Below are 23,722 nucleotides of genomic sequence, written 5' to 3'. Positions count from 1 at the left end.
TCGAGCAACCGCCTCGCTATTTGTTCTTACGCATCATCCAACGCAAAGCCACTTCGCACTTTTGCTGGAAATGCTTCAAAGGCATCGCAGGCCAATTTTGTAAGAAAGTGTAAATGAACAAGGTAACCAGAGAGTTAAATTGTCTATTTGTTCGGCTTTGCCGGAAGAGAGAAAGTTTTTCCGGAATTGCACCGCTTCTTTACCAGCCATTAACCTTAATCAAACGATAACGTCATGTATCAGCATTCGGATATCTCCCGTCCGAATCTACAAATGCGGCAATGCTTTTCGGAAGAGACCGAGGCGACAATGACGATGCAGAAAACTCATAAAAAGCGTACAGGCCGACTGGTTCTTGTTGCGCTTGGCCTTGCGGCAATGACGCTTTCCGCATGTTCCAGCTATCGCCCTGCTCCGCAGGCATTTCATACCGCGTTAAACGAACCTTATTTACTCAATGCTGGTGATCGTGTGCGTGTCACCGTGTTTGAGCAAGCAAGCCTTACCAATAATTATAGCGTCGACCAGTCTGGTTACATTGCGTTCCCACTTATCGGCAGCGTTCCGGCAAGCGGAAAGACGGTAAAGCAGCTTGAAGGCACCATTGCCTCAAAACTGCGTGGTGGCTATCTGCGCGATCCAGACGTAAGCGTCGAGGTCGACCGCTATCGCCCCATCTTCATCATGGGTGAAGTGGGTGGTGCAGGCCAATATTCATACGTGCCGGGCATGACGGTGCAAAAAGCAATCGCTGCGGCTGGCGGATTTACCCCACGCGCCAATCAGGAAAGTGTCGACATAACACGCACGATCAATGGAGACGTAATGACAGGCCGCGTCCTGATCTCTGATCCGATCCTGCCGGGCGACACTGTCTATGTGCGCGAACGTCTGTTCTGATGGCGATAAATGTCTGATGAAAAGCACAATGCGCCCCTACGAATCGTCCATTGTTTTCGCGAACCTACAGGTGGCCTGTTCCGTCATGTTCGCGATCTCGTCAGCATTCAGGCTTCAAACGGACATCAGGTCGGCATTCTCTGTGATGCAACGACCGGCGGCCCGCGTGAAGATGAATTACTGGAAGAATTAAGGCCCAAGCTTGCACTGGGCATCCATCGTATCGCCATGCAGAGGCATATCGGCATTGGCGATATCAAAGCAGCATACAAGGCCTATCGCATAATCAAGAAATTGCAGCCGGACATCTTGCACGGCCATGGCGCCAAAGGTGGCGTTTATGCGCGTCTGTTCGGCTCAGTTCTACGGGTTTTTAAGTCTCGCGTAGCCCGTATCTATTCACCGCATGGCGGCAGCCTGCATTTTGACAGAAAGACACGCCGTGGTAGCGCAGTCTTTCTGGTTGAAAGGCTGCTGGCTCCGCTCACCGACGCCGTTCTGTTTGTTTCGAACTTCGAGAAGCGAACATATGAAGAGAAGGTTGGCAGGCCATACGATCTCCACGCGGTTATCTATAATGGCTTGTCGGATGAAGAGTTTGTTCATACGTCAACCGCACCTGACGCTACTGACTTCCTGTTTATAGGCACGATGCGTACATTGAAGGGACCCGATCTGTTGATCCGCGCCCTTGCCTCTCTGCGTGACAAACATGGCAAACGCTTTACCGCCACTATCGTCGGTGATGGCGCGGAGAAGCCCGGTTTTCAGGTGCTCGCAGATGAATTCGGCATAACAGACCAAATCCGCTTCCTGCCCGGCATGGCTGCAAGAGAAGCATTTCCGCTCGGCAAAATCATGGTCATTCCATCACGCGCGGAAGCGTTTCCTTATATCGTGTTGGAGGCATTGGCTGCGGGGAAGCCTGTGATTGCGAGCAATGTTGGCGGTATTCCCGAAATCTTCGGTCCCAACTCACCGGCGCTTGCTGAACCAGACACAGAGTTTCTTGCAGCCAAGCTGCTTGCAGTTGCGAATGACAAGGATGGTTTTCTCTCATCAATGCCCAACAACACACGTCTGCACGAAAGGTTCAGCCTTCAGACGATGGCACATTCTATAGAATTGGTTTACCGTGAAGCACGTTCCTGAAAATCTTGCAGCCGCTGGAACCGTTTGATCAGCAAATCCTTAGGATTTGCCCTTAAAGATAGCCCGGCACTTTAATTGGTAGGGGTAAAACTGTGCGGGATAATGATGCGCTTTCTCCGGTCGGTCCTGAGGCAAGCAGTGCTGGCGCCACGAGTAGCTCCAAGCAGAAAGAACACATTGAGTTAAACCCGATGGCGCGCCAGATGGCTGCGCAATATGCCCGGGATACTCTATCGCCGACCATGGTGAGCGGCGTGATACGGCTCGTTGAATTCGGCATTGTTTTTCTGACAGGTGTATTCAGTTTCGTTTATTACGTGGGCTTCAACACTCCCCACCTGCTTTATTATTTTCTCATCATGGGCGCAGGCGGCGGTCTTTATGTGCTTTTGATGGAAATCAACAATGGCTACCAGATCAATATTCTGCGCAGCCCCAGCCGTCATTTGAAGCGCGTCATCATTAGCTGGGCGACTGTCCTTGGCACCGTTGCCGTGGCAGGTTTCCTCTTCAAGATCTCTTCGGATTTTTCACGCGCCTGGTTTTTGATCTGGGCTTTGAGCGGGCTAATTATCCTCATTACCTGCCGCCTGTTCGTCTCATGGCGGATACGTCGCTGGGCACGGAACGGCATCATGGAACGTCGCGCCGTTATCGTTGGCGGTGGCCCTAATGCTGAAGCACTGATCCGCTCTCTGGAGCAGCAACCAGACAACGACATCCGCATCTGCGGTATTTTTGATGATCGCGACGACAAGCGCTCTCCGCCCATCGTCGCTGGATATCCAAAGCTCGGAAATATCGGGGAGCTGATCGAGTTTGCGCGTATTGCCTATATCGATATGTTGATCGTCTCTTTGCCGATTAGTGCTGAAGAGCGCATTCTGATGATCCTCAACAAACTTTGGGTTCTACCGGTCGATATTCGTCTGTCGGCACTCAACAATCACCTGCGCTTTCGCCCACGCGCCTATTCTTACATTGGCAACGTGCCGATGCTTGATATCTTTGACAAACCGATTAACGACTGGGCTTCCGTCGCGAAACGTATTTTCGACATCACTTTCAGTCTGCTTGGTATCATCTTTCTCTCACCGATCATGCTGGCCACAGCCATTGCCATCAAGCTCGACAGCAAGGGTCCTGTGATCTTCAAACAGAAGCGTCATGGCTTTAACAACGAAGTCATCAATGTCTGGAAGTTCCGCTCCATGTATACCGAGCTGAGCGATCCGACTGCACGCAACGCTGTCACGAAAAACGATCCCCGCGTGACCCGCGTCGGCCGCTTCATCCGCAAGACATCGATCGACGAACTACCGCAATTCTTCAATTCGTTGACGGGTTCCCTATCACTCGTAGGGCCGCGCCCACATGCAGTGGCAGCTCACTCGCATAATGTATTGTATAACGAGGTCGTCGATGGCTATTTCGCGCGGCACCGCGTCAAACCGGGCGTGACTGGCTGGGCTCAGATCAATGGCTGGCGTGGTGAGATCGACAATGACGAAAAGATAAGAATGCGCACAGAATATGATCTGTTTTACATTGAAAACTGGTCACTCTGGTTCGATCTCAAAATCCTGTTCCTGACACCCATCAGACTTCTCAACACGGAAAATGCCTATTGAGAACGGTCGCAAACAGCGCCAGCGGGATATCTGCGCTTTACCGCGTTTTACCTGCAACAGAAATTGCAGGTAAGCGCGCTTTAAACAGGCTCATCGCTAATTTTGCCATCGGGCTCGGTGTTTTTCTGCTTGGCTTCGTGATGAGCGAACCCGCTCCTTATGAGCTTTATATGGTCGCGCTCATAGCTGTGGCCCTGCTTTTTGGGATGCGGCTGACACGAACCAGCTCGGTGCTGCTTGCTTTGCTGACTGTATTCAACTTCGGCGGCATGATTTCCGTCATGCAAATGGCGGATACAAAAGATGCACCGTTATATATCGCCGTTTCGCTGTTTCTCGCCTTCACGGCAGTTTTTTATGCAGCAATCATCGAAGCAGACTATCGTCGTCTGAAAACAATATTCAACGCCTACCTTCTCATCGGCATCCTATCATCGCTGCTGGGTATTGCGGGCTATCTCAATCTGTTTCCCGGTGCCGATGTCTTTACCCGCTTTGGGCGCGCGATGGGCGGTTTTAAAGATCCAAATGTTTACGGGCCATTTTTGGTGCTTCCCTTCACATGGAGTCTTTACCGCATCATGAAAGGCAATGGCCGAGATTTGCTCATCTATTTGCCTTTGTGCTGCGTACTGACACTTGGCATACTGGTTTCTTTCTCGCGTGCTGCTTGGGCCATGGCGCCGCTTTCATTTCTCTGTGTTTTTGCAGTTCTGCTGCTTCAGAGCGAAAGCAACAGATTTCGCTTGCGATTAATCACAATCGGTCTCCTTGCGGTTCTTGCTATTGCTCTGGCTATTGTGCTGCTCCTGCAAATTCCCGATGTAAGAGCATTCTTTTTCGAGCGCGCCCGCCTCGAGCAAAGCTATGACAGTGCACGTCTGGGCCGGTTTGCCCGACACTGGCTTGGCATGGTGTTGGCGACAGAACACCCTCTGGGAATTGGGCCACTGGAGTTTGGCCCCATGTTTGGTGAAGACACCCATAATGTCTGGTTGAAAGCAGTGCTTGATTACGGCTGGATTGGTTTTATCGCCTTCATAACGCTGACTTTCCTTACTCTGGCCATCGGTTTCAAACTAATGTTCAGAAACCGGCCATGGCAACCATTTCTGCTTTGTGCCTATGCGACTTATCTTGGTCACGTACTCATCGGCAATGTGATCGACACCGATCACTGGCGGCATTTCTATCTGCTCTTTGGCCTCATATGGGGGGGTGCTGGATTGGAATATAAACACCAGCGCGAAGCCGCATCACCCAACCAATGCCAAGGAAATCTGCTTTGCAATTCCTGATCTATGCCGCCGCAGCTATATTTGAGATTGCCGGATGCTTCTCGTTTTGGGCATGGCTTAAACTCGACAAATCCGCGCTCTGGCTCATTCCTGGCTTGGTTTGCCTTGCCCTTTTTGCCTATCTGCTGACGCTTATTGAGAGCGACGCTGCGGGACGCGCTTACGCCGCTTATGGCGGGATTTATATTATCGCATCGATTGTGTGGATCTGGGCCGCTGAAGGCATGCGCCCAGATCGCTGGGACATTATCGGCGCGACCGTAGCTTTCACCGGAGCGTGCATTATTCTCTTCATTCCACGCACCTAGAGCACCTATCTGATTGAATCAAATCAGCGCTCTAATCATTTGTTTTTACGCGTATCTTTTCCGAAACCGTTTCACACTTTTTGGAAAAGTTTTAGTTGATCTTGCTGAACTCGATAAAAAAATCGCGGATACCTGACGCAAGAAACTGTACAGCCACACAGGTCAGTAGAAAGCCCATGATTTTTGTCACCGCCTGCATACCGTGTTCACCAAGCACTTTCTCAATGAGCGGTGCGGAGGACAATGCGAGATAGGCTACACAGATCGTTATAGCGACACCCAAAATAACGACCAAATGGCCCACAATGACATGTTCCGATGGTATCTGCGACGCGAAACTCATGACAACCGCTATGGAACCCGGTCCCGCGAGGCTGGGCATCGCCAACGGCGAGAACGAATAATCCAGATCAGCCTTCTTGATATCGGCAGGCTCGGCATCCACTTCCGATGATGAATCTTCACCGGAGAAAATCATTCGTAGCGCAAGGATCATGATGATCAACCCGCCAGCCACACGAATACCCGGCATGGATATGCTGAAAAGCGAAATGATGCCGTTTCCGAGGAGCAGGAAAGCAGTCAGAATCGAAAATGCATATATGCAAGCTTTTCGTGCCTGAACGCGTTTGTTTTCAGCACTCATGCGTTTGGTCAGCGACATATATAGTGGAATTGTGGTCAATGGATTCATGATAGGCAAAAGACCAATCACAACGATCGACACGTATTTTACAAACTCAATAATCAAACTCACTCCATTCAGCCTCAAACACCAAGCATATCCGATAACAATATCGCAGAAAAGCTTGATTAAACAGCGAATTGAACCGGTTAAATGTCGTCTTCGTTCGACAATTAACTCTTGAAAGGCTCGCCAATTACATATGCAAATTCGGCCATCATAAGGCACATTTAATTATACCAAAAGGTCAAATTATTACTGCGAAGAACATCTCATTATGGAGATAGATATCACGCCATCCCTGCATCATCCAAATTATTGCGAGCGAACAAATGCGATTGCTGGAGAATATTATTGCTACTAAACTGCATCACACTAGAACGAAAAGGTTTTGTATTTATAATTTATAGATAATACTAATTGATTACTTGTATAAACTTCATTTAAATGAAAGGGTCATGGTTACCCCCGTACGTGATCTTTTTAAATATGCATAAAATTAACATTGCCCCCGCTTACCAGCAGGGGTTTTTTTTTGACTGCAGAACCACGGGTCTTTTCTGTAGTCATGTGAAATTTCTATAAATCCATCACATGCACAATTGAATAACTCATGACGTAGCTGCCAACTTTGCACATCATGCAGAAGTAAATAGTAAATATCTATTTATGAAGCCTTGCGCCTTTGACCAACTTGTCGACTATTTTCTTCTCTGCACGAATGGCGATACCCACCACATTTGCCGATTCAGGTGAAAATTTTAAGAAAACTTCTCTATTCGCAGTATCGTGCCCGGTGGAAAACATCTCGTCAATATACAAGGATGTTCGAATCCCCCTCTCCAGCGACTTCATGTGAATCTTACGCATTTGAGCCGTATCCGCGGACATGATGACTACGGGCTGGACAGACAACGCGTTATAGATATTACCCGCCCCATCCTGATAAGGTTCACCGATGATGTCCAGATGTTGACTGACAATCCCGCTTGCGAGAAAAGCGGTGACATTGAGCTCCTGCCAGGGAGCCAAATCATCCCGCAAAACAATTGTGAACTTTGTATCAAACATGCAAAAATAATCCCGTTATGTTCGTTGTAAGCGGATGTTAGGGACTGCAATATTTTGAGTATTGAACGTTTGTGCAAATCTGAGCGAATCCTGCATGCGCCGACAGAACGCGGGATTGATCGCATTGATGCGAGATTCCATGGCATTGGATTTAGTCCTCATCGCCATGATACTTATGCGCTTGGAATTACATTAGCCGGCGTACAGACATTTCGTTATCGAGGAGCAACTCGCGTTAGCATTCCTGGAAACACGATTGTGATTCACCCCGATGAACTACATGATGGTGCGGCGGGCTCAGAAAACATGCTACATTACAGGATGTTCTATTTTCCCCCGGAACTATTGCTCGAAGCGTCAAATCGCACGCGCACCTTACCTTTTGTCAAAGAGCCTATATTATCTGACAAGATGCTCCATCAACTGCTGGTCGAGGTTCTTATAGATCTCAATAACGAGCCCGATGAACTGCTACTCGACGATGTAATAACGCGGCTACATTCCAACCTCTGGAAGCATGCAGCGGAAGAGATGGGACATCCCAAAGTTATTGCACATGGCGCGATGCTGAATATTCGCGAATACCTTATGGAGAATATCGAAAGCACAGTTTCATCGGTCGACCTTGAAAACGTTTCAGGTCTCGACAGATACACGTTGTCTCGCCATTTCAGAGCCATTCATGGAACAAGCCCGCATCGTTATCTGATCATGCGCAGACTCGAAAAAGGTCGACGTATGCTATCCGGTAGCAATGTAAGCTTGGCGGAAATTGCTGTGGCCTGCGGCTTTGCAGATCAAAGCCATTTCACGCGGCATTTCAAATCAGCCTTTGGAATGACGCCCGGCCGCTGGTTACGGTTTACGCAGCGATAGCGCAGATCCTCCCCCTGCCCGGCCATTTTCCAAGTCGCTGCAAAAGGCATCCACACGTAATTCTATGCTCATTGCAACAACGGAAAAACTGAACAAGGACGTATCTATAAGCTAAATAGCAAACGCCCCATCAGCGCCATCAATGTATTATTATTGTCGGGGTAAATGGTCGGAGCGGCGGGATTCGAACCCACGACCCCTTGACCCCCAGTCAAGTGCGCTACCGGGCTGCGCTACGCTCCGAGCCATGAAAAAGCCGTAGAATATAACGACTTGCGGTGCAAGGTCTATTTTCCGGATTTATGAAAATGAAGTCCCTTGCACCGCAAACCTGCCAAATTAAGTGTTACGAATTTGGTAGGTTTCAGGAATGTAACGATAGCCCTCGCCCTCGCGCTGCAGATAAGCAAGCGACGGAAATGGCATGTGATAGCCGATGAAAGGCAGCCGGTCGGTAGCGATCATATCGAAGATGCGCTTTCTGGTCGCGACTGCCATGTCCTTATCTATATCGAATGAAACGTGCCAGTCTGGACGCTGCAAGGTGATAACCGAATGATTAGCTGTGTCTGAAATCAGCACGAGCGACTTGCCATCCGATTCCACCCGGAATGCCAAGTGCCCCGGCGTGTGGCCGTAAGCGCCGATAGCATGAATACCGGGGACCACTTCTTTGCCATCATCGATGAAGGTGGCTTTTTCTGCAAACGGCTTTACGTTCTTTTCGACCATTTGTGCGACGGTCTTTGCCGGACTTTCGAGCCGGGCTGGGTCGGTCCAGAAATCAAACTCTCTCTGTCCCGCAGCATAGCGTGCATTTGCAAAGGCTGGTTTTCCGTCTTCCATCAAACCGCCGATATGATCGGGATGGAAATGGCTGAGAACCACAAGAGAAACGTCATCCGCCTTGTAGCCTGAAGCCTCCAGTGCACTGATCAATTTGCCCTGCCCCGCCTCACGGGCTCCTGCCCCCATTCCTGTATCGAACAGGACCAGTTCCTTACCAGTATTAATCAGAACGGGCGTAAAACTATTCACAAAACGATCGGCAGGAAGCAGATTTTCCTCCAGCAATGCCGCAACATCTTTTGGATCCTGATTGATCGCATAAGTCTTCTCTGGTGCTTCACCCGCCCGGCGCCCATCAGAAAGTGTCGTGATTTCAAAGTCGCCAAACTGAAACCTATGAAAACCAGAGTTTTCCACTTTTGACACAGGTGTTTGCGCCGCAGTTTGCGAAACTTCAAATGGCGATAAAGCTATTCCGCCACCTGCAGCAGAAGCTGCAACGATAAAATTTCGCCGTGAAATAGCCATCGATCCGTCTCCAGAGTTGGTTGCGGTAATTAAGGATAGCGTAAAAAGCTAATCGATCCAGAGCGAAACAATTAACTTTTCGTAAGCTTCGGCTCGTTCGCGGACTTGCAGATCGCAAAAACTTTCTCTATCTGAGGGCTGCGCGGGACGACCCGCGCCTGTGTTCGCATAGGGGACGGCCCCATTTGGAGGGGTGCTCCATGGCCGGGCCTATAGAACAATTTGCAATCCGACCTATCATCGAGCTTGGCACCGTGGGTGGCCAGCAGATCGTTTTCACGAATTCTGCACTTTACATGCTGCTGACCGTAACAGTCGCTGCAGGCTTTCTCTTCATGGCCTCGCGACGCAGTAGAGTAGTGCCAGGTCGTTGGCAGTCGTCGGCGGAAATGCTTTACGAGTTTGTATCAAAGACTATACGTGAAAATGCAGGTGAACACGGGATGAAATTCTTCCCATTGGTGTTCTCGCTTTTCATGTTCATTCTTGTGGCCAACCTCATCGGCATGTTTCCTTATGCCTTCACGGTAACAAGCCACATCATCGTCACGTTTGCACTGGCTATGCTCGTGTTTCTTACGGTCACCATTTACGGATTGCTACGCCACGGTTTCAAGTTTTTCCGGTTGTTCATGCCCGCAGGCGTCCCGGTGATGCTCGCGCCGATTATCGTTCCTATCGAGCTCATGTCCTACATTTCGCGCCCGATCAGTCATTCGGTGCGTCTGTTTGCAGTCATGCTCGCCGGTCACATCACGCTGAAGGTATTTGCCGGATTTGTGGTTGGACTGGGTGGTCTGGGTTCGCTGGGGTTAATATCGGCCATTATGCCTCTGGCCATGACCGTCGCATTGACAGCACTTGAATTGCTGATGGCAATCATTCAGGCATATGTCTTTACCATGCTGAGCTGCATGTATCTCAATGATGCTCTGCACCCTTCTCATTAGATTTACAATATTGACGAAAGGACGACCTTTCGTTCTCTTGAAAAATGGGACGGCCCATACCCTAGGAGCACTAAAATGGCATGGATCTATCTAGCACTGGCTGGCGGCCTCGAAGTTGTTTGGGCCTACTTCATGAAAAAGTCGGAAGGCTTCTCGCTTTTAACGCCTAGCGTTATTACGATTGTCACGATGATCGGCAGTTTTGCCTTGCTTTCGATTGCAATGCGCACCCTGCCGCTTGGTACAGCCTATGCAATCTGGACCGGCATTGGCGCGGTTGGTGCATTCATCGTTGGAATATTCATTCTGGGTGAAGCCGCGACATTCTTCCGCGTTGCCAGTGTAACACTCATTCTGGCCGGTATTATTGGCTTGAAGCTGTCGTCGACGTAAGTGATAAAAAGAAAGGGAGGCACTGCCTCCCTTTTTCATTTTATTGCCCGGCAAGCGTGAGCTGACCTATTAGCGAACCTGATCCAGCAGGCGCTTGCATTCAAGCAGGTCAAAAAGTGCTTCCTGCAGAAGCGAACGATTGTCCTTCGACGGGCGCTTCCCATCAGCTCCAATCGGGCCGTCTTCTTCACCCTTCAACAAGCCAAACAGCTTGCGCGCAGGTTGCGGTGCCTTGATGCCACTTGGCAGTGCCATTTCATTATCGGCAGCGTTTTCCATCGCTTGCTTTTCAGCGGCGGCCTGCTTTTGGCGCGTGATGGCTTCAATGGCTTGAACATCGCCATTGCCAAGCGCGATGATGAATTGCGCATTGTTTTCACGGAGGAGCCGCTGGACACCCTTGATAGTGTAACCCTGATCATAAAGCAGGTGGCGAATGCCTTTGAGCAATTCAACATCAAGCGGACGATAATAGCGACGACCGCCGCCTCGCTTCATCGGTTTGATCTGGGTAAAGCGCGTCTCCCAGAAGCGCAGCACATGCTGCGGAAGATCGAGATCTTCTGCTACTTCGCTTATAGTCCTGAATGCATCAGGGCTTTTGTCCATCTGCTTGCCCTTTCCAGTGGTTTGGCCTCGCCGTGCAGCGAGTCCTGCCAGCCCAGATCGTTCAAATGGCAATCGACACATAATTTCGTGTCGGCCAAAGTATCATAATAATCGAACGGCGTTTAACATATAAATATCGAACGAAAAGCCCCTACTTTTCGGCTTGTTATATTAGGGAACCGACTCGCTCTGTCCGTAGATTATATAATATCAGAACTTTATAAGCACCCCTTCATATATAACAGGAAGAAGCACAGATTTCAGACTGCTGATGTCACTGGATATATAAGCAAGCGTAATACTTCGCCCCCAAAGGGGCGATACAGTAAAGAACAAAGAGATTAAAAACCTCTATCCATCTAAAAACTACGACTTGGCGCTTTTCGACCCGCGCTTCTGGTGTTCCTGAAGGATGCGTTGTTTGAGAACGTTAGAAGCTTTGAACGTCATGACACGACGGGGAAGAATTGGCACTTCCTCACCGGTCTTCGGGTTGCGACCGATGCGCTCATTCTTGTCACGGACCTGAAATGTCGCGAATGACGACAATTTCACAGTTTCACCGTTTACGATAGCGTCACAGACTTCGTCGAGGATCATCTCGACCAGAGCCGCCGATTCTGTTCTGGACAAGCCTACCTTGCGGTAAACAGCCTCTGCCAGATCAGCGCGTGTGACCGTCTTACCTCCCATAACAGAACCTACCTGGTTAGCGTTTGAACAGATAATATCCTTAAGTGACAGGAGGTTACACAAATAAACGCGGTCCGGTCAAGCCGCGAGTTTCCTCGCGGCCCATCAAATTTTTAATTACCAGCGCAACAATACCGCGCCCCAGGTAAATCCACCGCCCATGGCCTCCAGAAGAACGAGATCGCCCTTCTTGATGCGCCCGTCTGCGGCGGCTGTCGCAAGTGCCAGAGGAACCGAGGCTGCCGATGTGTTGCCGTGCTTGTCGACGGTGATAACCACCTTTTCCTCGGCGATATTCAGCTTCTTGGCCGAAGCGTCGATAATGCGCTTATTGGCCTGATGTGGCACAAACCAGTCGATATCGTCAGCAGATAGACCTGTTTCGGCAAAGGACGCTTCAATCACATCGGTGATCATACCCACAGCGTGCTTGAAGACTTCGCGGCCTTCCATGCGCAGATGACCGACAGTTTGTGTGGTCGATGGACCACCGTCCACAAAAAGCTTTTCCTTGTGATTACCGTCAGAACGAAGATTCGCAGCAAGGATACCGCGATCTGATGTCAGGCCCTTGCCCTCACCTGCTTCAAGAACCAATGCGCCCGCACCGTCACCGAACAGCACACAGGTCGTGCGATCGTTCCAATCGAGAATACGCGAGAAGGTTTCCGCCCCGATGACCAGCACACGCTGAGCCATGCCACCACGAATATAAAGGTCCGCCGTCGTCACCGCATAGATGAAACCGCTGCAAACGGCCTGAAGATCGAACGCGAATCCTGAAGTGATGCCCAACTCGCGCTGGATTTCGACGGCACTTGCCGGAAATGTGTGATTTGGCGTCGAGGTCGCCACCAGAACCAGATCGATATCGGAAGCTTGCAGACCAGCATTTTCAAGGGCCGCACGCGCAGCCGCGGCACCAAGCGATACTGTTGTCTCGGTTTCATCTGCGATGTGGCGCTGGCGAATGCCCGTGCGCTGGACGATCCATTCGTCAGAGGTTTCAATCACGCCTTCAAAATCGGCATTTTTCATGATCCGCTTAGGCAGCGCTGAACCAATACCTCTTACGACAGATCTTATCATCTTTTTCCTGTCCTCGAGCAGCTTCTACTTTTCCTGAACCGGAAGAGCCGCTCTATCTTTTTGTTTTATCGCAGTTTCGGTGAAAAACCGGTTCCCACTTTTTGAAACCGTTCTAGCCCGATCACACCGGTCGCACGCCTACCGGTCTACATTCATACCCAATTTAAAGGGCTAACAATCACTTGGCAGCTTCGTTGCCATCATTGGACACAGCATGCGGATGACTGTGGTGGAAATGAGCCAGATCAGCTTCAATCTTTTGAAGAAGCTTGTTGCGCACCATGTCATAGCCAACTTCGACTGCCGAGCAGAAACCCTCGGCTGTAGCACCGCCATGGCTTTTGATTACAACGCCGGTCATGCCAAGCAACACGCCACCATTCACCTTGTTCGGGTCCATTTTTTCGCGAATGCGGTCAAATGCGCCCTTTGCAAAAATATATCCAATTTTCGCAAGCCATGTTCGGGTCATCGCCTGACGGAGCAGTTGCGCCATTTGTTGCGCTGTACCTTCGGCAGTTTTCAGTGCAACATTACCCGTGAACCCTTCGGTTACGACCACGTCGACAGTGCCCTTGCCGATATCGTTGCCTTCAACAAAACCGGTATATTGCAGCCCCTCGAGCGGTGTGTCGCGCAGAATCTGGGCGGCTTCCTTGATCTCGTCGAGGCCTTTGACTTCTTCGGTACCAACGTTGAGGAGGCCAACCGTTGGCTTTTTTGTCTCGAAAAGCGCGCGCGCCATACCGGCGCCCATCACCGCATAATCGACCAGCTGGCGAGCGTCGGCACCGATTGTAGCCCCCACGTCCAGGACAACGCTTTCACCGCGCAAAGTTGGCCAGATGGCCGCTATTGCCGGACGCTCAACATCAGAAAGCATACGCAGGCAGAATTTTGACATCGCCATCAGCGCACCGGTATTTCCGGCCGACACACAGACGTCGGCATCGCCCGTCTTTACGGCTTCAATCGCTTGCCACATGGAAGATTTGCCACGACCAGAGCGAAGCGCCTGACTGGGTTTGTCATCCATTTTAACCACGACCTGACTGGCGCGGAATTCTGATACAGCCTGCAGTTTCGGGTAACGTGCCAATACAGGCTCAACCTGTCCGGCCAGCCCGAAGAAAATGAACCGGATGTCAGGATGGCGTTCAAGTGCCTTCGCCGCGCCGGGGATGACCACTTCTGGGCCAAAATCACCGCCCATGGCGTCAATCGAAATTTTTATCACTATTGATTATTCCTGTGCGATCCCTTTTCCCCAATCCTGCCTGTCTGAAAGCAGAGGGGTTTTCCGCGAAAATAGTGTTTTTCCGGTCGCGCACAACCAGATTCTCTCAAGCATCAGTTAAATCACGGCTTATTCTGCCATTCCGAAAGTTTAGCAAAAGGCGAATCAGGCTTGTCTCCCTCTTCCGCGTCACCAAAAACGACTGGTTCAGCGTCATCGAGCAGACCAGGCTTGCGCGGATATGGATCAAGCGCGAGCTCAAAAAATTCTTCCGCAACAGCGCCAATATCAATCTTATCGCCGACAAACGTCTCCGGAATATCTGCGCCGTCGGCATCCAGCAGCAACTCACCGCTTTCATCGAGCTGAATTTTGGCGAGGCGTGAATTTTCTGGCACGAAAATCGTGTCCACTTCTTCGGAAACCGTAGCATCGATGGGTTCCAGCGTCACAACGCAGGACTGCACGATTTCTGCATTGATGGTACCACGCAGACGAACGCCGTTCTTTTTCCACCGCGTCAGCAAAAACTCAGCGGCAAAAGAATTCACAGTCTGGAGGCCATGCTCAGCTGCCAATGCTGCTCTTTCCCTATCGTTTGTCCCGATCTTCACCGTTAAGCCCTTCTGGGGCAGATGAAGAACCGGAACGGGATAGGTCAGCGCCGGTTTATCAGTCATTCTCGTTTGCCTCTTTTGTACTATCAATTGGCGTAAGCACGATTTCATCCGCATCCATAAAGGATATGTCGCCTGCTGCCAAAGCACTGTCATCAATTTTTACCAACCGATCACGGCAGGCAAATACATATTCGCTCAGATAGTGCGCATGTGGCCAGAATTCGAGATCAGGCTGAATGTTTCGCGTCAAAGCGATAGCCAGCGCATTTTTATCGCCAGCGTCCAGTGCCGTACCATACGAACTGACGCGCCCATAAAACATGCGCGCAAGCTTCTTCATACGCTTGGGAACGCCTTGATCACCGATTCCCAGTTCGCGTAAAGAATGATCCACATCTTTGAAAAATTCGTCTGCAATGTCCTGTGCAAGCGGCATCAGCACAGAATTTTCGCCCTTCATCCGATGAAGAGATAAGAAAATGTGCACTGAAAGCATTTCATAACGACCTAATGGCGTATCAGGCACCTGAAATTGTGCATAAAAACGCTTTTGCCGCGCCGCCGCCACGATCGTCTCGTAAACGCGAAGCACAACTGTCTCATTAGCTTTTGATTTGCGGCGAAAAAGTCGAAGAATCATTCCTGTACGACCGTACTTGTTGCATCCAGAAGCAAGGTGGTTTACCGAAGTTCTCCCGACGGCGAAAGTGCCGCGCTGATATAGAATGTATGGAGAGGTCTTTGTTGCAGCGAATTTTCCTAAGCGCACGCAAACAGCGTGCCCTTCTCGCAGGCACAGCAATTCTCTTTTCGGCGGCTCTTGCCGGATGCAACACTGCATCCACGCTAAATCCGTCGGAAACGCTTACAGAGGGTTACGTGCTCGATCAGGAGGCACTTGATTCAGTTCCGGTTGGCTCCAGCCGTGAACAGGTGCTTCTTGCACTCGGTACACCGTCCACCACGGCAACCTTCGACAATGAAGTGTTTTATTACATTTCGCAGAAGCGCTACCGTGCGGCACAATTCATGAAGCCGAAGATCATCGACCGTCATATCCTTGCTGTCTACTTCGACAAGGACGGAAAGGTCAGCAATATTGCCAATTACGGTCTACAGGACGGTAAATTGTTCGATTTCGTGTCGCGCACGACACCAACGGGCGGCAAGGACCAGACCTTTATCGGTCAGATTATTCAGGGTGTTAGCAAGGCTCCGACATCCGTGCCAAGTGCTGCAGGCGGCGCAAACAACTGATCTGCCACAAAATTCAAAAAGCCCGCCAACTGGCGGGCTTTTCTTGTTGGACCAGAGCGTGTCGCGTTTTAACACATCCACGTGACACGCTTTAAGTCTTTGTTTTTACACATGTCTTCATCCAAAAATTGGTTCCCACTTTTGGAAGATATGCTTTTATATCAAGCCATATGTGCCAGCACGGCCAACAGCAAGAGCGCCACGATGTTGGTGATCTTGATTGCCGGGTTGACCGCTGGACCAGCCGTATCCTTGTAGGGATCACCCACCGTATCGCCGGTTACAGAGGCTTTATGCGCTTCCGACCCCTTCATGTGCTTCACACCATCGGCATCGGTAAAGCCATCCTCAAAGCTCTTCTTGGCATTGTCCCATGCTCCGCCACCCGATGTCATGGATATAGCCACGAACAACCCGTTGATGATGACGCCCAAGAGCGATGCACCGAGAGCTGCAAAGGCTGCAGCTTTTGAGCCTGAAATGAGCAGCACACCGAAATAGACGACGAGTGGTGCCAGAACTGGCAGCAGTGACGGGATAATCATTTCGCGAATTGCTGCCTTGGTCAGAAGATCAACCGCGCGCGCGTAATCCGGACGCTCCTGCCCCGTCATGATGCCGGGCTTTTCACGGAACTGACGTCGTACTTCCTGCACTACGGCACTTCCTGCCCGCCCCACGGCCGTCATAGCCATGCCGCCGAAGAGGTATGGAATCAAGCCACCAAAGATCAGACCCGCAACCACATATGGGTTGGACAGTTCAAACGATACCGGCCCCATATCGGCAAAATATGGATAGGTTTGCCCGTTAGCGGCAAAATAAGCCAGATCGTTGGAGTAAGCCGCAAACAGTACCAGAGCCCCCAAACCTGCCGAACCAATTGCATAGCCCTTGGTGACGGCCTTGGTCGTGTTACCAACAGCATCCAGCGCATCGGTGGATTTGCGGACTTCCGGGTCGAGCCCGGCCATTTCCGCAATACCACCCGCATTATCGGTCACGGGGCCAAACGCATCGAGTGCTACAATCATACCGGCAATGCCCAGCATGGCCGTCACAGCGATTGCAGTGCCAAACAAGCCCGCCAGCTGGTAGGTACCGATAATGCCGCCAACGATGACAATCGCAGGCAAAGCAGTCGATTCCAGCGAAACGGCCAGCCCCTGAATGACGTTTGTGCCATGCCCGGTAACGGAAGCCTGCGCAATGGAATTGACCGGGCGTTTGTTGGTGCCGGTATAATATTCCGTAATCACCACGATCAGGCCCGTGACAAGGAGACCAATCAGCCCACAGATAAAGAGATTGGTGCCTGTAATCGTCTTACCTGCGACAGTGCCGATTTCACCCCAGCCAATTGTCAGCGTGTTGGCAACGGCCAAGCCCACGATGGACAGAAGCCCGGTTGCAATCAAACCTTTGTAAAGCGCGCCCATAATTGAGCCATTAACGCCAAGCCTGACAAAGAAGGTGCCTGCAATCGAGGTCAGCACGCATGCACCGCAAATTGCCAGCGGATAGAGCATGACGCTTGAAAGTACATCGGAGCCGTTGAAGAAGATCGCACCCAGAACCATTGTCGCAACAACAGTGACTGCATAGGTCTCGAACAAGTCCGCTGCCATGCCTGCACAATCGCCGACATTATCTCCCACATTATCGGCAATGGTTGCAGGATTACGCGGATCGTCTTCCGGAATACCCGCCTCGACTTTACCGACCAGATCGCCACCGACATCAGCGCCTTTTGTAAAGATGCCGCCACCCAGGCGGGCGAAGATAGAAATCAGTGAAGCGCCAAAACCCAGCGCCACAAGTGCGTCGATCACGGTACGGTCAGACGGCGAGTAGCCCATCCAGACCGTTAGAATCAAATAATAGACGGATACACCGAGCAGCGCGAGACCAGCGACCAGCATGCCGGTAATAGCGCCAGATTTAAACGCGAGTTCCAGTCCACCGGCAAGGCTGAGGGAAGCGGCTTGTGCGGTCCGTACGTTTGCGCGGACAGAAACATGCATGCCGATAAATCCAGTCAGCCCGGAGAGAACAGCCCCTATGAGAAAGCCGATAGCAGCAGTAATCGACAGCAGATACCAGACTGCCAGAAAGACAACGACGCCAACAAGGGCGATCGTGGAATATTGTCGTGTGAGGTAGGCGGACGCACCTTCACGGATAGCGCCGGCGATTTCCTGCATGCGCGGCGTGCCCTGATCGGCCGCAAGCACCGAGCGGATCGCCCATGCGGCAAAAAGAACGGAAACGATACCGCAGGCAATGACGAGAAGAAGAACTCCAATTCCCATTTAGGCCAACTCCCATTGAGCTCGCGCCAGCCACAAGCAGATCGCTCACAAATGAGTTGCGATTACCTGCACACATCGGCGCATAAAAGACCCGAAAACCCCTCCCCGGGCCAGGACTGGCGGCATGGAAGTGCCTGAAACCGACTATTCACCGGGCTTCATCGGCTAATTCATAATTGTTTTAGTTCTCGAAACATCTGCCTGAAATCAAATATTTGGCAGATGTTTCTGCATTTCAGCATTCTCAATGCCGCTGGCTCAACATGCGGAAGCTGCCTTAAAAGGTCAAGCCGTAGTTTGTCGGTGAACAAACCAAAAAGGCTGCGATTTCTCGCAGCCTTTTTCAGTTCTCATGATCCGCTGACTATTACTTGCCGCGCGGCTTTGTACCGCGGCTTTCGCCGCGCAGCTCAAAGGCAAGACGATCAAGTACGGCATTAACCAGCTTCGGCTCATCTTCCGTGTAGAACGCCTTGGCAATATCCACATATTCGGAAACGATCACAGCTGTTGGCACGTCTTTGCGGGTCTTCAATTCCCACGCACCTGCACGCAGAATGGCGCGCAATGTGGAATCAAGGCGTGAAAGCGGCCAGTCTTCGGTCAACGCATGATGAATCAGCGGATCCAACGCAAGCTGGTTTTCGACAACACCGGCAACAATACCGCGGAACCATTGTGGATCAGCATCGAGATACTGCATACCGTCCACTTCTTTGCCAAGACGATGTGCCTCGTATTCAGCCACAACTTCCATGACGCCGGTACCGGCGACATCCATCTGGTAAAGCGCCTGCACGGCGGCCAGACGGGCAACACCGCGCTTGTTTGCAGATCGTGGGGCGTTCGGTGCGGAGCGGCCTTCAGAAGAAGAAGTCATCGTTTCAGGCTCCGAATTTCTTACGCAGATCAATCATGGTCAGTGCTGCGCGGGCAGCAAAGCCGCCCTTGTCCTTGTCTTCACGACGCGCACGCACCCATGCCTGCTCGTCGTTTTCAACCGTCAGGATACCATTACCAATTGCGAGTCCTTCCTCGACCGAAAGATCGGTCAGAGCGCGGCAGGATTCGTTGGCAACGATATCGAAATGATAGGTTTCGCCACGGATGACTGTGCCAAGTGCGACAAAGCCATCATACTCGGTGCCGCCGTTTTCGGCGCCATCAAGGGCAAAAGAAATAGTCGCAGGCACTTCAAGTGCGCCGGGAACTGTCACAACATCATAAGTTGCGCCAGCCGCATCGAGAGCAGCCTTTGCGCCATCGAGAAGCGCATCGGACAAATCCTCATAGAAACGCGCTTCGACAATGAGCAGGTGCGGCGCATGCGCCTCGTGCTTGGACATGAGAAACTCCATGACAGAAATCGCGGACCACAAAACCTGCGGTCAGCGCCAAATTCGAAAAATAGCTTAGGGTACTTTAGGCTCTAAGCTTATTTCTGATATTGCGCAAGCCTTGCTGCATAACGTGCAAGCTGATCGATCTCGATATTGATCTTGTCACCCGCCTGTCGATCACCCCATGTTGTCACTTCGAGTGAGTGGCGAATGAGCAGAACATCAAACTCATTCCCATTCACGCCGTTAACCGTCAGCGATGTGCCATCAAGTGCAACAGAACCTTTTTGGGCAATGAAAGGTGCAAGCTCTTCCGGTGCGCGCAGAGTGAAACGGACTGCATCGCCCTCGTCCTTGCGCTCAACAATTTCTGCCTGTCCATCGACATGTCCGGACACCAGATGACCGCCCATTTCATCGCCGAGCTTAAGTGAGCGCTCAAGATTAATCCTCGTGCCATTCTCCCATTTTGAGATGGTGGTCAGGCGAAGCGCTTCTTCCCATGCCTCAACTTCAAACCAACGCGCATTGGTGCCTTTTTCCGGCAAAGCCACCACGGTCAGACAAACACCCGAACAGGAAATCGAAGCGCCAAGCTCAACCGTTTCCGGATCGTAAGCCGTTTCAATCCGCAACAATACGCCTTCATTCAGCGGTTTGATACGATCCACCTTACCGATGTCGGTGACAATCCCAGTAAACATTACGCGTTCCTTACATACTCGATACAGGCATCGTCGCCGTACTGCGCCCTGCGCAAAATAGTGAATTCATTATCAATATGGGATTGCAGACCTGTAACAGCAACCCCAATTGTCGCGCCGATTTCCACAGGCGAATGGAAAAGGATGAGCCGGTCAACCAGCTTTTCCTTCAGGAAACTCTTGGCAACGCTGGCGCCACCTTCAACCAGAACGGAAGAAATGCCCTGTGCTGCAAGATCATCCATCAGTTCCGGCAAGGCGATATGCTCACCATCACTTTCCGCTGCAACGATCCGGCATCCTGCTGCCTGCATTTCATAACGCCGTTCGGACGCTACATGTTCGCAGCACGCCAACCATAGTGGAATGGCCTCAGAACTGCGTACAAGCTTTGAATCGAGTGGCAGCTTCAAGCTACTATCGAGCACAAGGCGGATCGGGGAACGTTGCTCCAGGCCCGGAAGGCGGCAGTTGAGGATGGGATCATCGGCGATTGCCGTATCGACGCCAACAAGGATCACATCGGTCTGCGACCGCAGAATATGTGATTGCGCACGTGAAATCGGGCCGGTAATTGCGACCTGTCCTTCACCCTTTTTTCCGATGAAGCCATCGGCAGAAAGTGCAAGTTTCAGAATCACTTCCGGGCGTTTTTTAGAAGATCGATTCAGATAACCCGCAAGATCATCCGCAGCCTTATCGGACAGGATGCCAGGCAAGACCTCGATGCCCGCTTCACGCAGAATGGCAAAACCTTTTCCACTTACTCTTTCATCGGGATCAGTAGCCGCAACGAATACCCGCGCAACGCCAGCACGTACCAATGCCTCCGCGCAAGGGGGTGTGCGACCGTGATGAGCGCACGGTTCGAGAGAAACATAAGCGGTTGCTCCTTGTGCCGCTTCGCCGGCATCCGCCAGCGCTTGCGGCTCGGCATGTGGCCGTCCGCCTATCGCCGTTACGCCACGACCGACGATAACTCCATCCTTGACGATTATCGTGCCAACGGAGGGGTTGGTGCCTGTCAGACCTTTATTACGGCGTGCATAACGGATGGTCGCTTCCATGAAACGAATATCATCCGCGGTCACATTGGCATGCGGGAATTCCACGTAGCTCATATTATGCGTCCGGATCGCGTTCAGTCTCGGTCGTTGTCAGCTCGTCAATTACATTGTGAAAATCAACAGCCTTGCTGAAATTGCGATAAACCGATGCGAAACGGATATAGGCAATGTCATCGACGCCCTTGAGCGCGTCCATCGCCAAACGACCAATTTCATCAGAGGTTACTTCCGCCTCGCCAGAACTCTCTAACTGTCGTACAATGCCTGAGATGGCACGTTCGATCCTGTCGATGTCTACATCGCGCTTGCGCAAGGCCACATCGATGGAGCGGGTAAGCTTGTCGCGATCAAAAGGCACACGGCGACCGCTCTTCTTCACGACCATAAGTTCACGCAGCTGCACGCGCTCAAAAGTGGTGAAACGCCCACCACAAACCGAACAGACACGGCGCCTGCGGATGACCGCACCGTCTTCCGCCGGGCGGGAATCCTTCACCTGCGTATCTTCAGATTGGCAATAGGGACAACGCATGGCACTCTTTCACTTACGAAAGCGCGTCTGCATATAGCTTATGCGACGCGCTTTACCCTTTGTTTCCAAGCACGCCGATTTAAAAGACGCACCTCAGATTGACTGATTCCTGACAATCATACCCCATCGTTAAGTTGATGCATAATTAGGGCATAATTGAAAAAGCCCCACTCAACAGAGTTGAGCGGGGCTTCATCAAAATGTGAGCACTATCAGCCCTGATAGCCGTACATCGGGAAGCGGTCGGTCAGTGCAATGACCTTTGCCTTGACTGCTGCTTCAACGGCTGCATTGCCTTCATCGGAATTTGCAACCTTGAGACCATCAAGCACTTCCGCGATCAGCGAACCGATTTCCTTGAATTCAGCCTTGCCGAAGCCGCGGGTCGTGCCAGCAGGCGTACCAAGACGAACACCCGACGTTACGAATGGCTTTTCCGGGTCGAATGGAATGCCATTCTTGTTACAGGTGACATTTGCGCGGCCGAGAGCTGCTTCCGCGCGCTTGCCCGTCGCATTCTTCGGACGCAGGTCAACCAGCATCAGGTGGTTATCGGTGCCACCGGAAACGATGTCGAGGCCTTGCGACTTCAGTTCGTCCGAAAGCGCACGCGCATTGTCGACGACGTTCTGAGCATAGATCTTGAATTCTGGTTTCAGAGCTTCCGCGAAAGCAACTGCCTTACCAGCAATCACATGCATCAGCGGGCCACCCTGCAGACCAGGGAAGACAGCCGAATTGAACTTCTTCGCCAGATCAGGATCGTTGGTGAGGATCATACCGCCGCGTGGACCGCGAAGCGACTTATGGGTCGTCGTGGTGCAAACATGAGCATGTGGAATTGGCGAAGGATGTACACCACCGGCAACCAGACCGGCGATGTGCGCCATGTCGACCATCAGATATGCACCGACTTCGTCAGCGATCTCACGGAAGCGCTTCCAGTCCCAGATACGCGAATAGGCAGTACCGCCAGCAAGAATCAGCTTTGGCTTGTGTTCGCGCGCGAGGCGAGCGATTTCGTCCATATCTAGCAGGTGATCGTCTTCACGAACGCCGTAGGAAACGACATTGAACCACTTGCCCGACATGTTGACTGGTGAACCGTGCGTCAGGTGACCACCCGAATTGAGGTCGAGGCCCATGAAGGTGTCGCCAGGCTGCAGAAGCGCCAGGAACACGGCCTGATTCATCTGGCTACCGGAGTTTGGCTGCACGTTGGCGAATTCTGCACCAAACAGCTTCTTCGCGCGTTCGATTGCCAGTTCTTCAACAACGTCGACATACTGGCAACCGCCGTAATAGCGCTTACCCGGATAACCTTCAGCATATTTGTTGGTGAGGATGGAACCCTGAGCTTCAAGAACCGCACGCGAAACAATATTTTCCGAGGCGATCAGCTCGATTTCATGACGCTGACGACCGAGTTCGTTACGGATCGCACCGAAAATATCGGCATCGACTTCTTCAAGAGTTGCGTTGAAAAAAGCGGTATTGGCTTGCGACATGTTTCACACCCTCCGGGTTAGCCGGTGATAGCTATATGATATGAGGCGCAGTATCACACTTCGATTGGCAAGGCCAATGGCGCTTAAGCGAAAAGCATCTTCCAAAATGCGGCATGACGTAGCTTGGAGTATTCCCCCCAATAAAAAAGCCGTCCGAAACGGGTCCGGACGGC

Annotated in this window: 25 protein-coding genes and 1 tRNA gene; 9 read left to right on the top strand and 17 right to left on the bottom strand. The window is 51.5% G+C overall.

Features of this window, described 5'->3' with window-relative positions; all coding sequences use genetic code 11:
• The first annotated feature begins 315 nt into the window (after positions 1-315).
• From CEV33_RS18510 to CEV33_RS18490, 5 genes are all read left to right on the top strand, one after another.
• Complete coding sequence (locus CEV33_RS18510; protein ID WP_208620218.1) at positions 316-900, top strand: polysaccharide biosynthesis/export family protein; 585 nt, start codon at positions 316-318, stop codon at positions 898-900.
• Positions 901-909: 9 nt separating this feature from the next.
• Positions 910-2,052: a glycosyltransferase gene (locus tag CEV33_RS18505; protein ID WP_094541883.1), complete on the top strand. Its 1,143-nt coding sequence runs from the start codon at positions 910-912 to the stop codon at positions 2,050-2,052.
• A gap of 92 nt (positions 2,053-2,144) precedes the next feature.
• Positions 2,145-3,683: an undecaprenyl-phosphate glucose phosphotransferase gene (locus CEV33_RS18500; RefSeq protein ID WP_094541882.1), complete on the top strand. Its 1,539-nt coding sequence runs from the start codon at positions 2,145-2,147 to the stop codon at positions 3,681-3,683.
• A complete protein-coding gene (locus CEV33_RS18495; RefSeq protein WP_094541881.1) occupies positions 3,680-4,981 on the top strand; it encodes an O-antigen ligase family protein in 1,302 nt (433 codons plus the stop codon). Before CEV33_RS18500 ends, CEV33_RS18495 begins: the two co-directional genes overlap by 4 nt.
• Positions 4,969-5,289, top strand: a complete 321-nt coding sequence (locus tag CEV33_RS18490) for a YnfA family protein (protein ID WP_094541880.1) — start codon at positions 4,969-4,971, stop codon at positions 5,287-5,289. Before CEV33_RS18495 ends, CEV33_RS18490 begins: the two co-directional genes overlap by 13 nt.
• 91 nt (positions 5,290-5,380) lie before the next feature.
• Here CEV33_RS18490 and CEV33_RS18485 read toward each other — a convergent pair whose 3' ends face one another.
• Positions 5,381-6,046, bottom strand: a complete 666-nt coding sequence (locus CEV33_RS18485) for a MarC family NAAT transporter (RefSeq protein ID WP_094541879.1) — start codon at positions 6,044-6,046, stop codon at positions 5,381-5,383.
• Between the two features lie 591 nt (positions 6,047-6,637).
• Positions 6,638-7,045: a DUF2000 family protein gene (locus tag CEV33_RS18480; protein ID WP_094541878.1), complete on the bottom strand. Its 408-nt coding sequence runs from the start codon at positions 7,043-7,045 to the stop codon at positions 6,638-6,640.
• A gap of 54 nt (positions 7,046-7,099) precedes the next feature.
• Here CEV33_RS18480 and CEV33_RS18475 point away from each other — a divergent pair, with 54 nt between their 5' ends.
• Positions 7,100-7,921, top strand: a complete 822-nt coding sequence (locus CEV33_RS18475) for an AraC family transcriptional regulator (protein WP_235818450.1) — start codon at positions 7,100-7,102, stop codon at positions 7,919-7,921.
• Between the two features lie 166 nt (positions 7,922-8,087).
• Here the strand turns inward: CEV33_RS18475 and CEV33_RS18470 are convergent.
• Together CEV33_RS18470 and CEV33_RS18465 are read right to left on the bottom strand one after the other, a co-directional pair.
• Positions 8,088-8,164: transfer RNA gene (locus CEV33_RS18470), tRNA-Pro, on the bottom strand.
• Between the two features lie 96 nt (positions 8,165-8,260).
• A complete protein-coding gene (locus CEV33_RS18465) occupies positions 8,261-9,238 on the bottom strand; it encodes an MBL fold metallo-hydrolase (RefSeq protein ID WP_094541877.1) in 978 nt (325 codons plus the stop codon).
• Between the two features lie 200 nt (positions 9,239-9,438).
• Here CEV33_RS18465 and CEV33_RS18460 point away from each other — a divergent pair, with 200 nt between their 5' ends.
• Both CEV33_RS18460 and sugE read left to right on the top strand, forming a co-directional pair.
• The gene (locus CEV33_RS18460) at positions 9,439-10,188 is read left to right on the top strand and encodes a F0F1 ATP synthase subunit A (RefSeq protein WP_094541876.1); all 750 of its coding nucleotides are present in this window, start codon (positions 9,439-9,441) and stop codon (positions 10,186-10,188) included.
• A gap of 75 nt (positions 10,189-10,263) precedes the next feature.
• On the top strand, positions 10,264-10,581 hold the full coding sequence (sugE, locus tag CEV33_RS18455; protein ID WP_094541875.1) for a quaternary ammonium compound efflux SMR transporter SugE: 318 nt from the start codon (positions 10,264-10,266) through the stop codon (positions 10,579-10,581).
• Between the two features lie 69 nt (positions 10,582-10,650).
• Here the strand turns inward: sugE and CEV33_RS18450 are convergent, their stop codons facing one another.
• The 6 genes from CEV33_RS18450 to CEV33_RS18425 form a co-directional block, all read right to left on the bottom strand.
• Positions 10,651-11,190, bottom strand: coding sequence for a MerR family transcriptional regulator (locus tag CEV33_RS18450; protein ID WP_094541874.1), 540 nt, complete (start codon positions 11,188-11,190; stop codon positions 10,651-10,653).
• Between the two features lie 366 nt (positions 11,191-11,556).
• The gene (locus CEV33_RS18445) at positions 11,557-11,883 is read right to left on the bottom strand and encodes an integration host factor subunit alpha (protein WP_024897430.1); all 327 of its coding nucleotides are present in this window, start codon (positions 11,881-11,883) and stop codon (positions 11,557-11,559) included.
• 117 nt (positions 11,884-12,000) lie between these two features.
• Positions 12,001-12,972 carry a beta-ketoacyl-ACP synthase III gene (locus tag CEV33_RS18440; RefSeq protein WP_094541873.1) on the bottom strand — a complete coding sequence of 324 codons (972 nt, stop codon included), beginning with the start codon at positions 12,970-12,972 and terminating at the stop codon, positions 12,001-12,003.
• Positions 12,973-13,150: 178 nt separating this feature from the next.
• Positions 13,151-14,209, bottom strand: a complete 1,059-nt coding sequence (plsX, locus tag CEV33_RS18435; protein ID WP_094541872.1) for a phosphate acyltransferase PlsX — start codon at positions 14,207-14,209, stop codon at positions 13,151-13,153.
• Between the two features lie 122 nt (positions 14,210-14,331).
• Positions 14,332-14,889, bottom strand: coding sequence for a YceD family protein (locus tag CEV33_RS18430; RefSeq protein WP_094541871.1), 558 nt, complete (start codon positions 14,887-14,889; stop codon positions 14,332-14,334).
• Positions 14,882-15,469 (bottom strand): ubiquinol-cytochrome C chaperone family protein, encoded by a 588-nt coding sequence (locus tag CEV33_RS18425; RefSeq protein WP_094541870.1) that lies wholly within the window; start codon positions 15,467-15,469, stop codon positions 14,882-14,884. The genes CEV33_RS18430 and CEV33_RS18425 overlap by 8 nt, the downstream gene beginning before the upstream one ends.
• A gap of 101 nt (positions 15,470-15,570) precedes the next feature.
• On the opposite strand from CEV33_RS18425, the gene CEV33_RS18420 reads away from it, so the two are divergent.
• Complete coding sequence (locus CEV33_RS18420) at positions 15,571-16,086, top strand: outer membrane protein assembly factor BamE (protein ID WP_094541869.1); 516 nt, start codon at positions 15,571-15,573, stop codon at positions 16,084-16,086.
• A gap of 161 nt (positions 16,087-16,247) precedes the next feature.
• Here CEV33_RS18420 and CEV33_RS18415 read toward each other — a convergent pair whose 3' ends face one another.
• The 7 genes from CEV33_RS18415 to glyA form a co-directional block, all read right to left on the bottom strand.
• A complete protein-coding gene (locus tag CEV33_RS18415) occupies positions 16,248-18,398 on the bottom strand; it encodes a sodium-translocating pyrophosphatase (protein WP_094541868.1) in 2,151 nt (716 codons plus the stop codon).
• Positions 18,399-18,765: 367 nt separating this feature from the next.
• A complete protein-coding gene (nusB, locus tag CEV33_RS18410) occupies positions 18,766-19,278 on the bottom strand; it encodes a transcription antitermination factor NusB (protein ID WP_094541867.1) in 513 nt (170 codons plus the stop codon).
• A 4-nt stretch (positions 19,279-19,282) separates the two neighbouring features.
• Positions 19,283-19,744, bottom strand: a complete 462-nt coding sequence (locus CEV33_RS18405; protein WP_024897422.1) for a 6,7-dimethyl-8-ribityllumazine synthase — start codon at positions 19,742-19,744, stop codon at positions 19,283-19,285.
• An 89-nt stretch (positions 19,745-19,833) separates the two neighbouring features.
• Entirely contained in the window at positions 19,834-20,442 is a 609-nt protein-coding gene (locus tag CEV33_RS18400) for a riboflavin synthase (RefSeq protein ID WP_094541866.1), read from the bottom strand.
• The gene (ribD, locus tag CEV33_RS18395; RefSeq protein ID WP_094541865.1) at positions 20,442-21,563 is read right to left on the bottom strand and encodes a bifunctional diaminohydroxyphosphoribosylaminopyrimidine deaminase/5-amino-6-(5-phosphoribosylamino)uracil reductase RibD; all 1,122 of its coding nucleotides are present in this window, start codon (positions 21,561-21,563) and stop codon (positions 20,442-20,444) included. Before ribD ends, CEV33_RS18400 begins: the two co-directional genes overlap by 1 nt.
• A 1-nt stretch (position 21,564) precedes the next feature.
• Positions 21,565-22,041, bottom strand: coding sequence for a transcriptional regulator NrdR (gene nrdR, locus CEV33_RS18390; RefSeq protein WP_094541864.1), 477 nt, complete (start codon positions 22,039-22,041; stop codon positions 21,565-21,567).
• Between the two features lie 212 nt (positions 22,042-22,253).
• Positions 22,254-23,549 carry a serine hydroxymethyltransferase gene (gene glyA / locus CEV33_RS18385; protein WP_094541863.1) on the bottom strand — a complete coding sequence of 432 codons (1,296 nt, stop codon included), beginning with the start codon at positions 23,547-23,549 and terminating at the stop codon, positions 22,254-22,256.
• Positions 23,550-23,722 lie beyond the last annotated feature (173 nt).

The organism is Brucella grignonensis (genome assembly GCF_002252505.1).
Classification (GTDB): Bacteria; Pseudomonadota; Alphaproteobacteria; order Rhizobiales; family Rhizobiaceae; genus Brucella; species Brucella grignonensis.
This window is presented reverse-complemented; position numbering and strand designations above follow the sequence as displayed.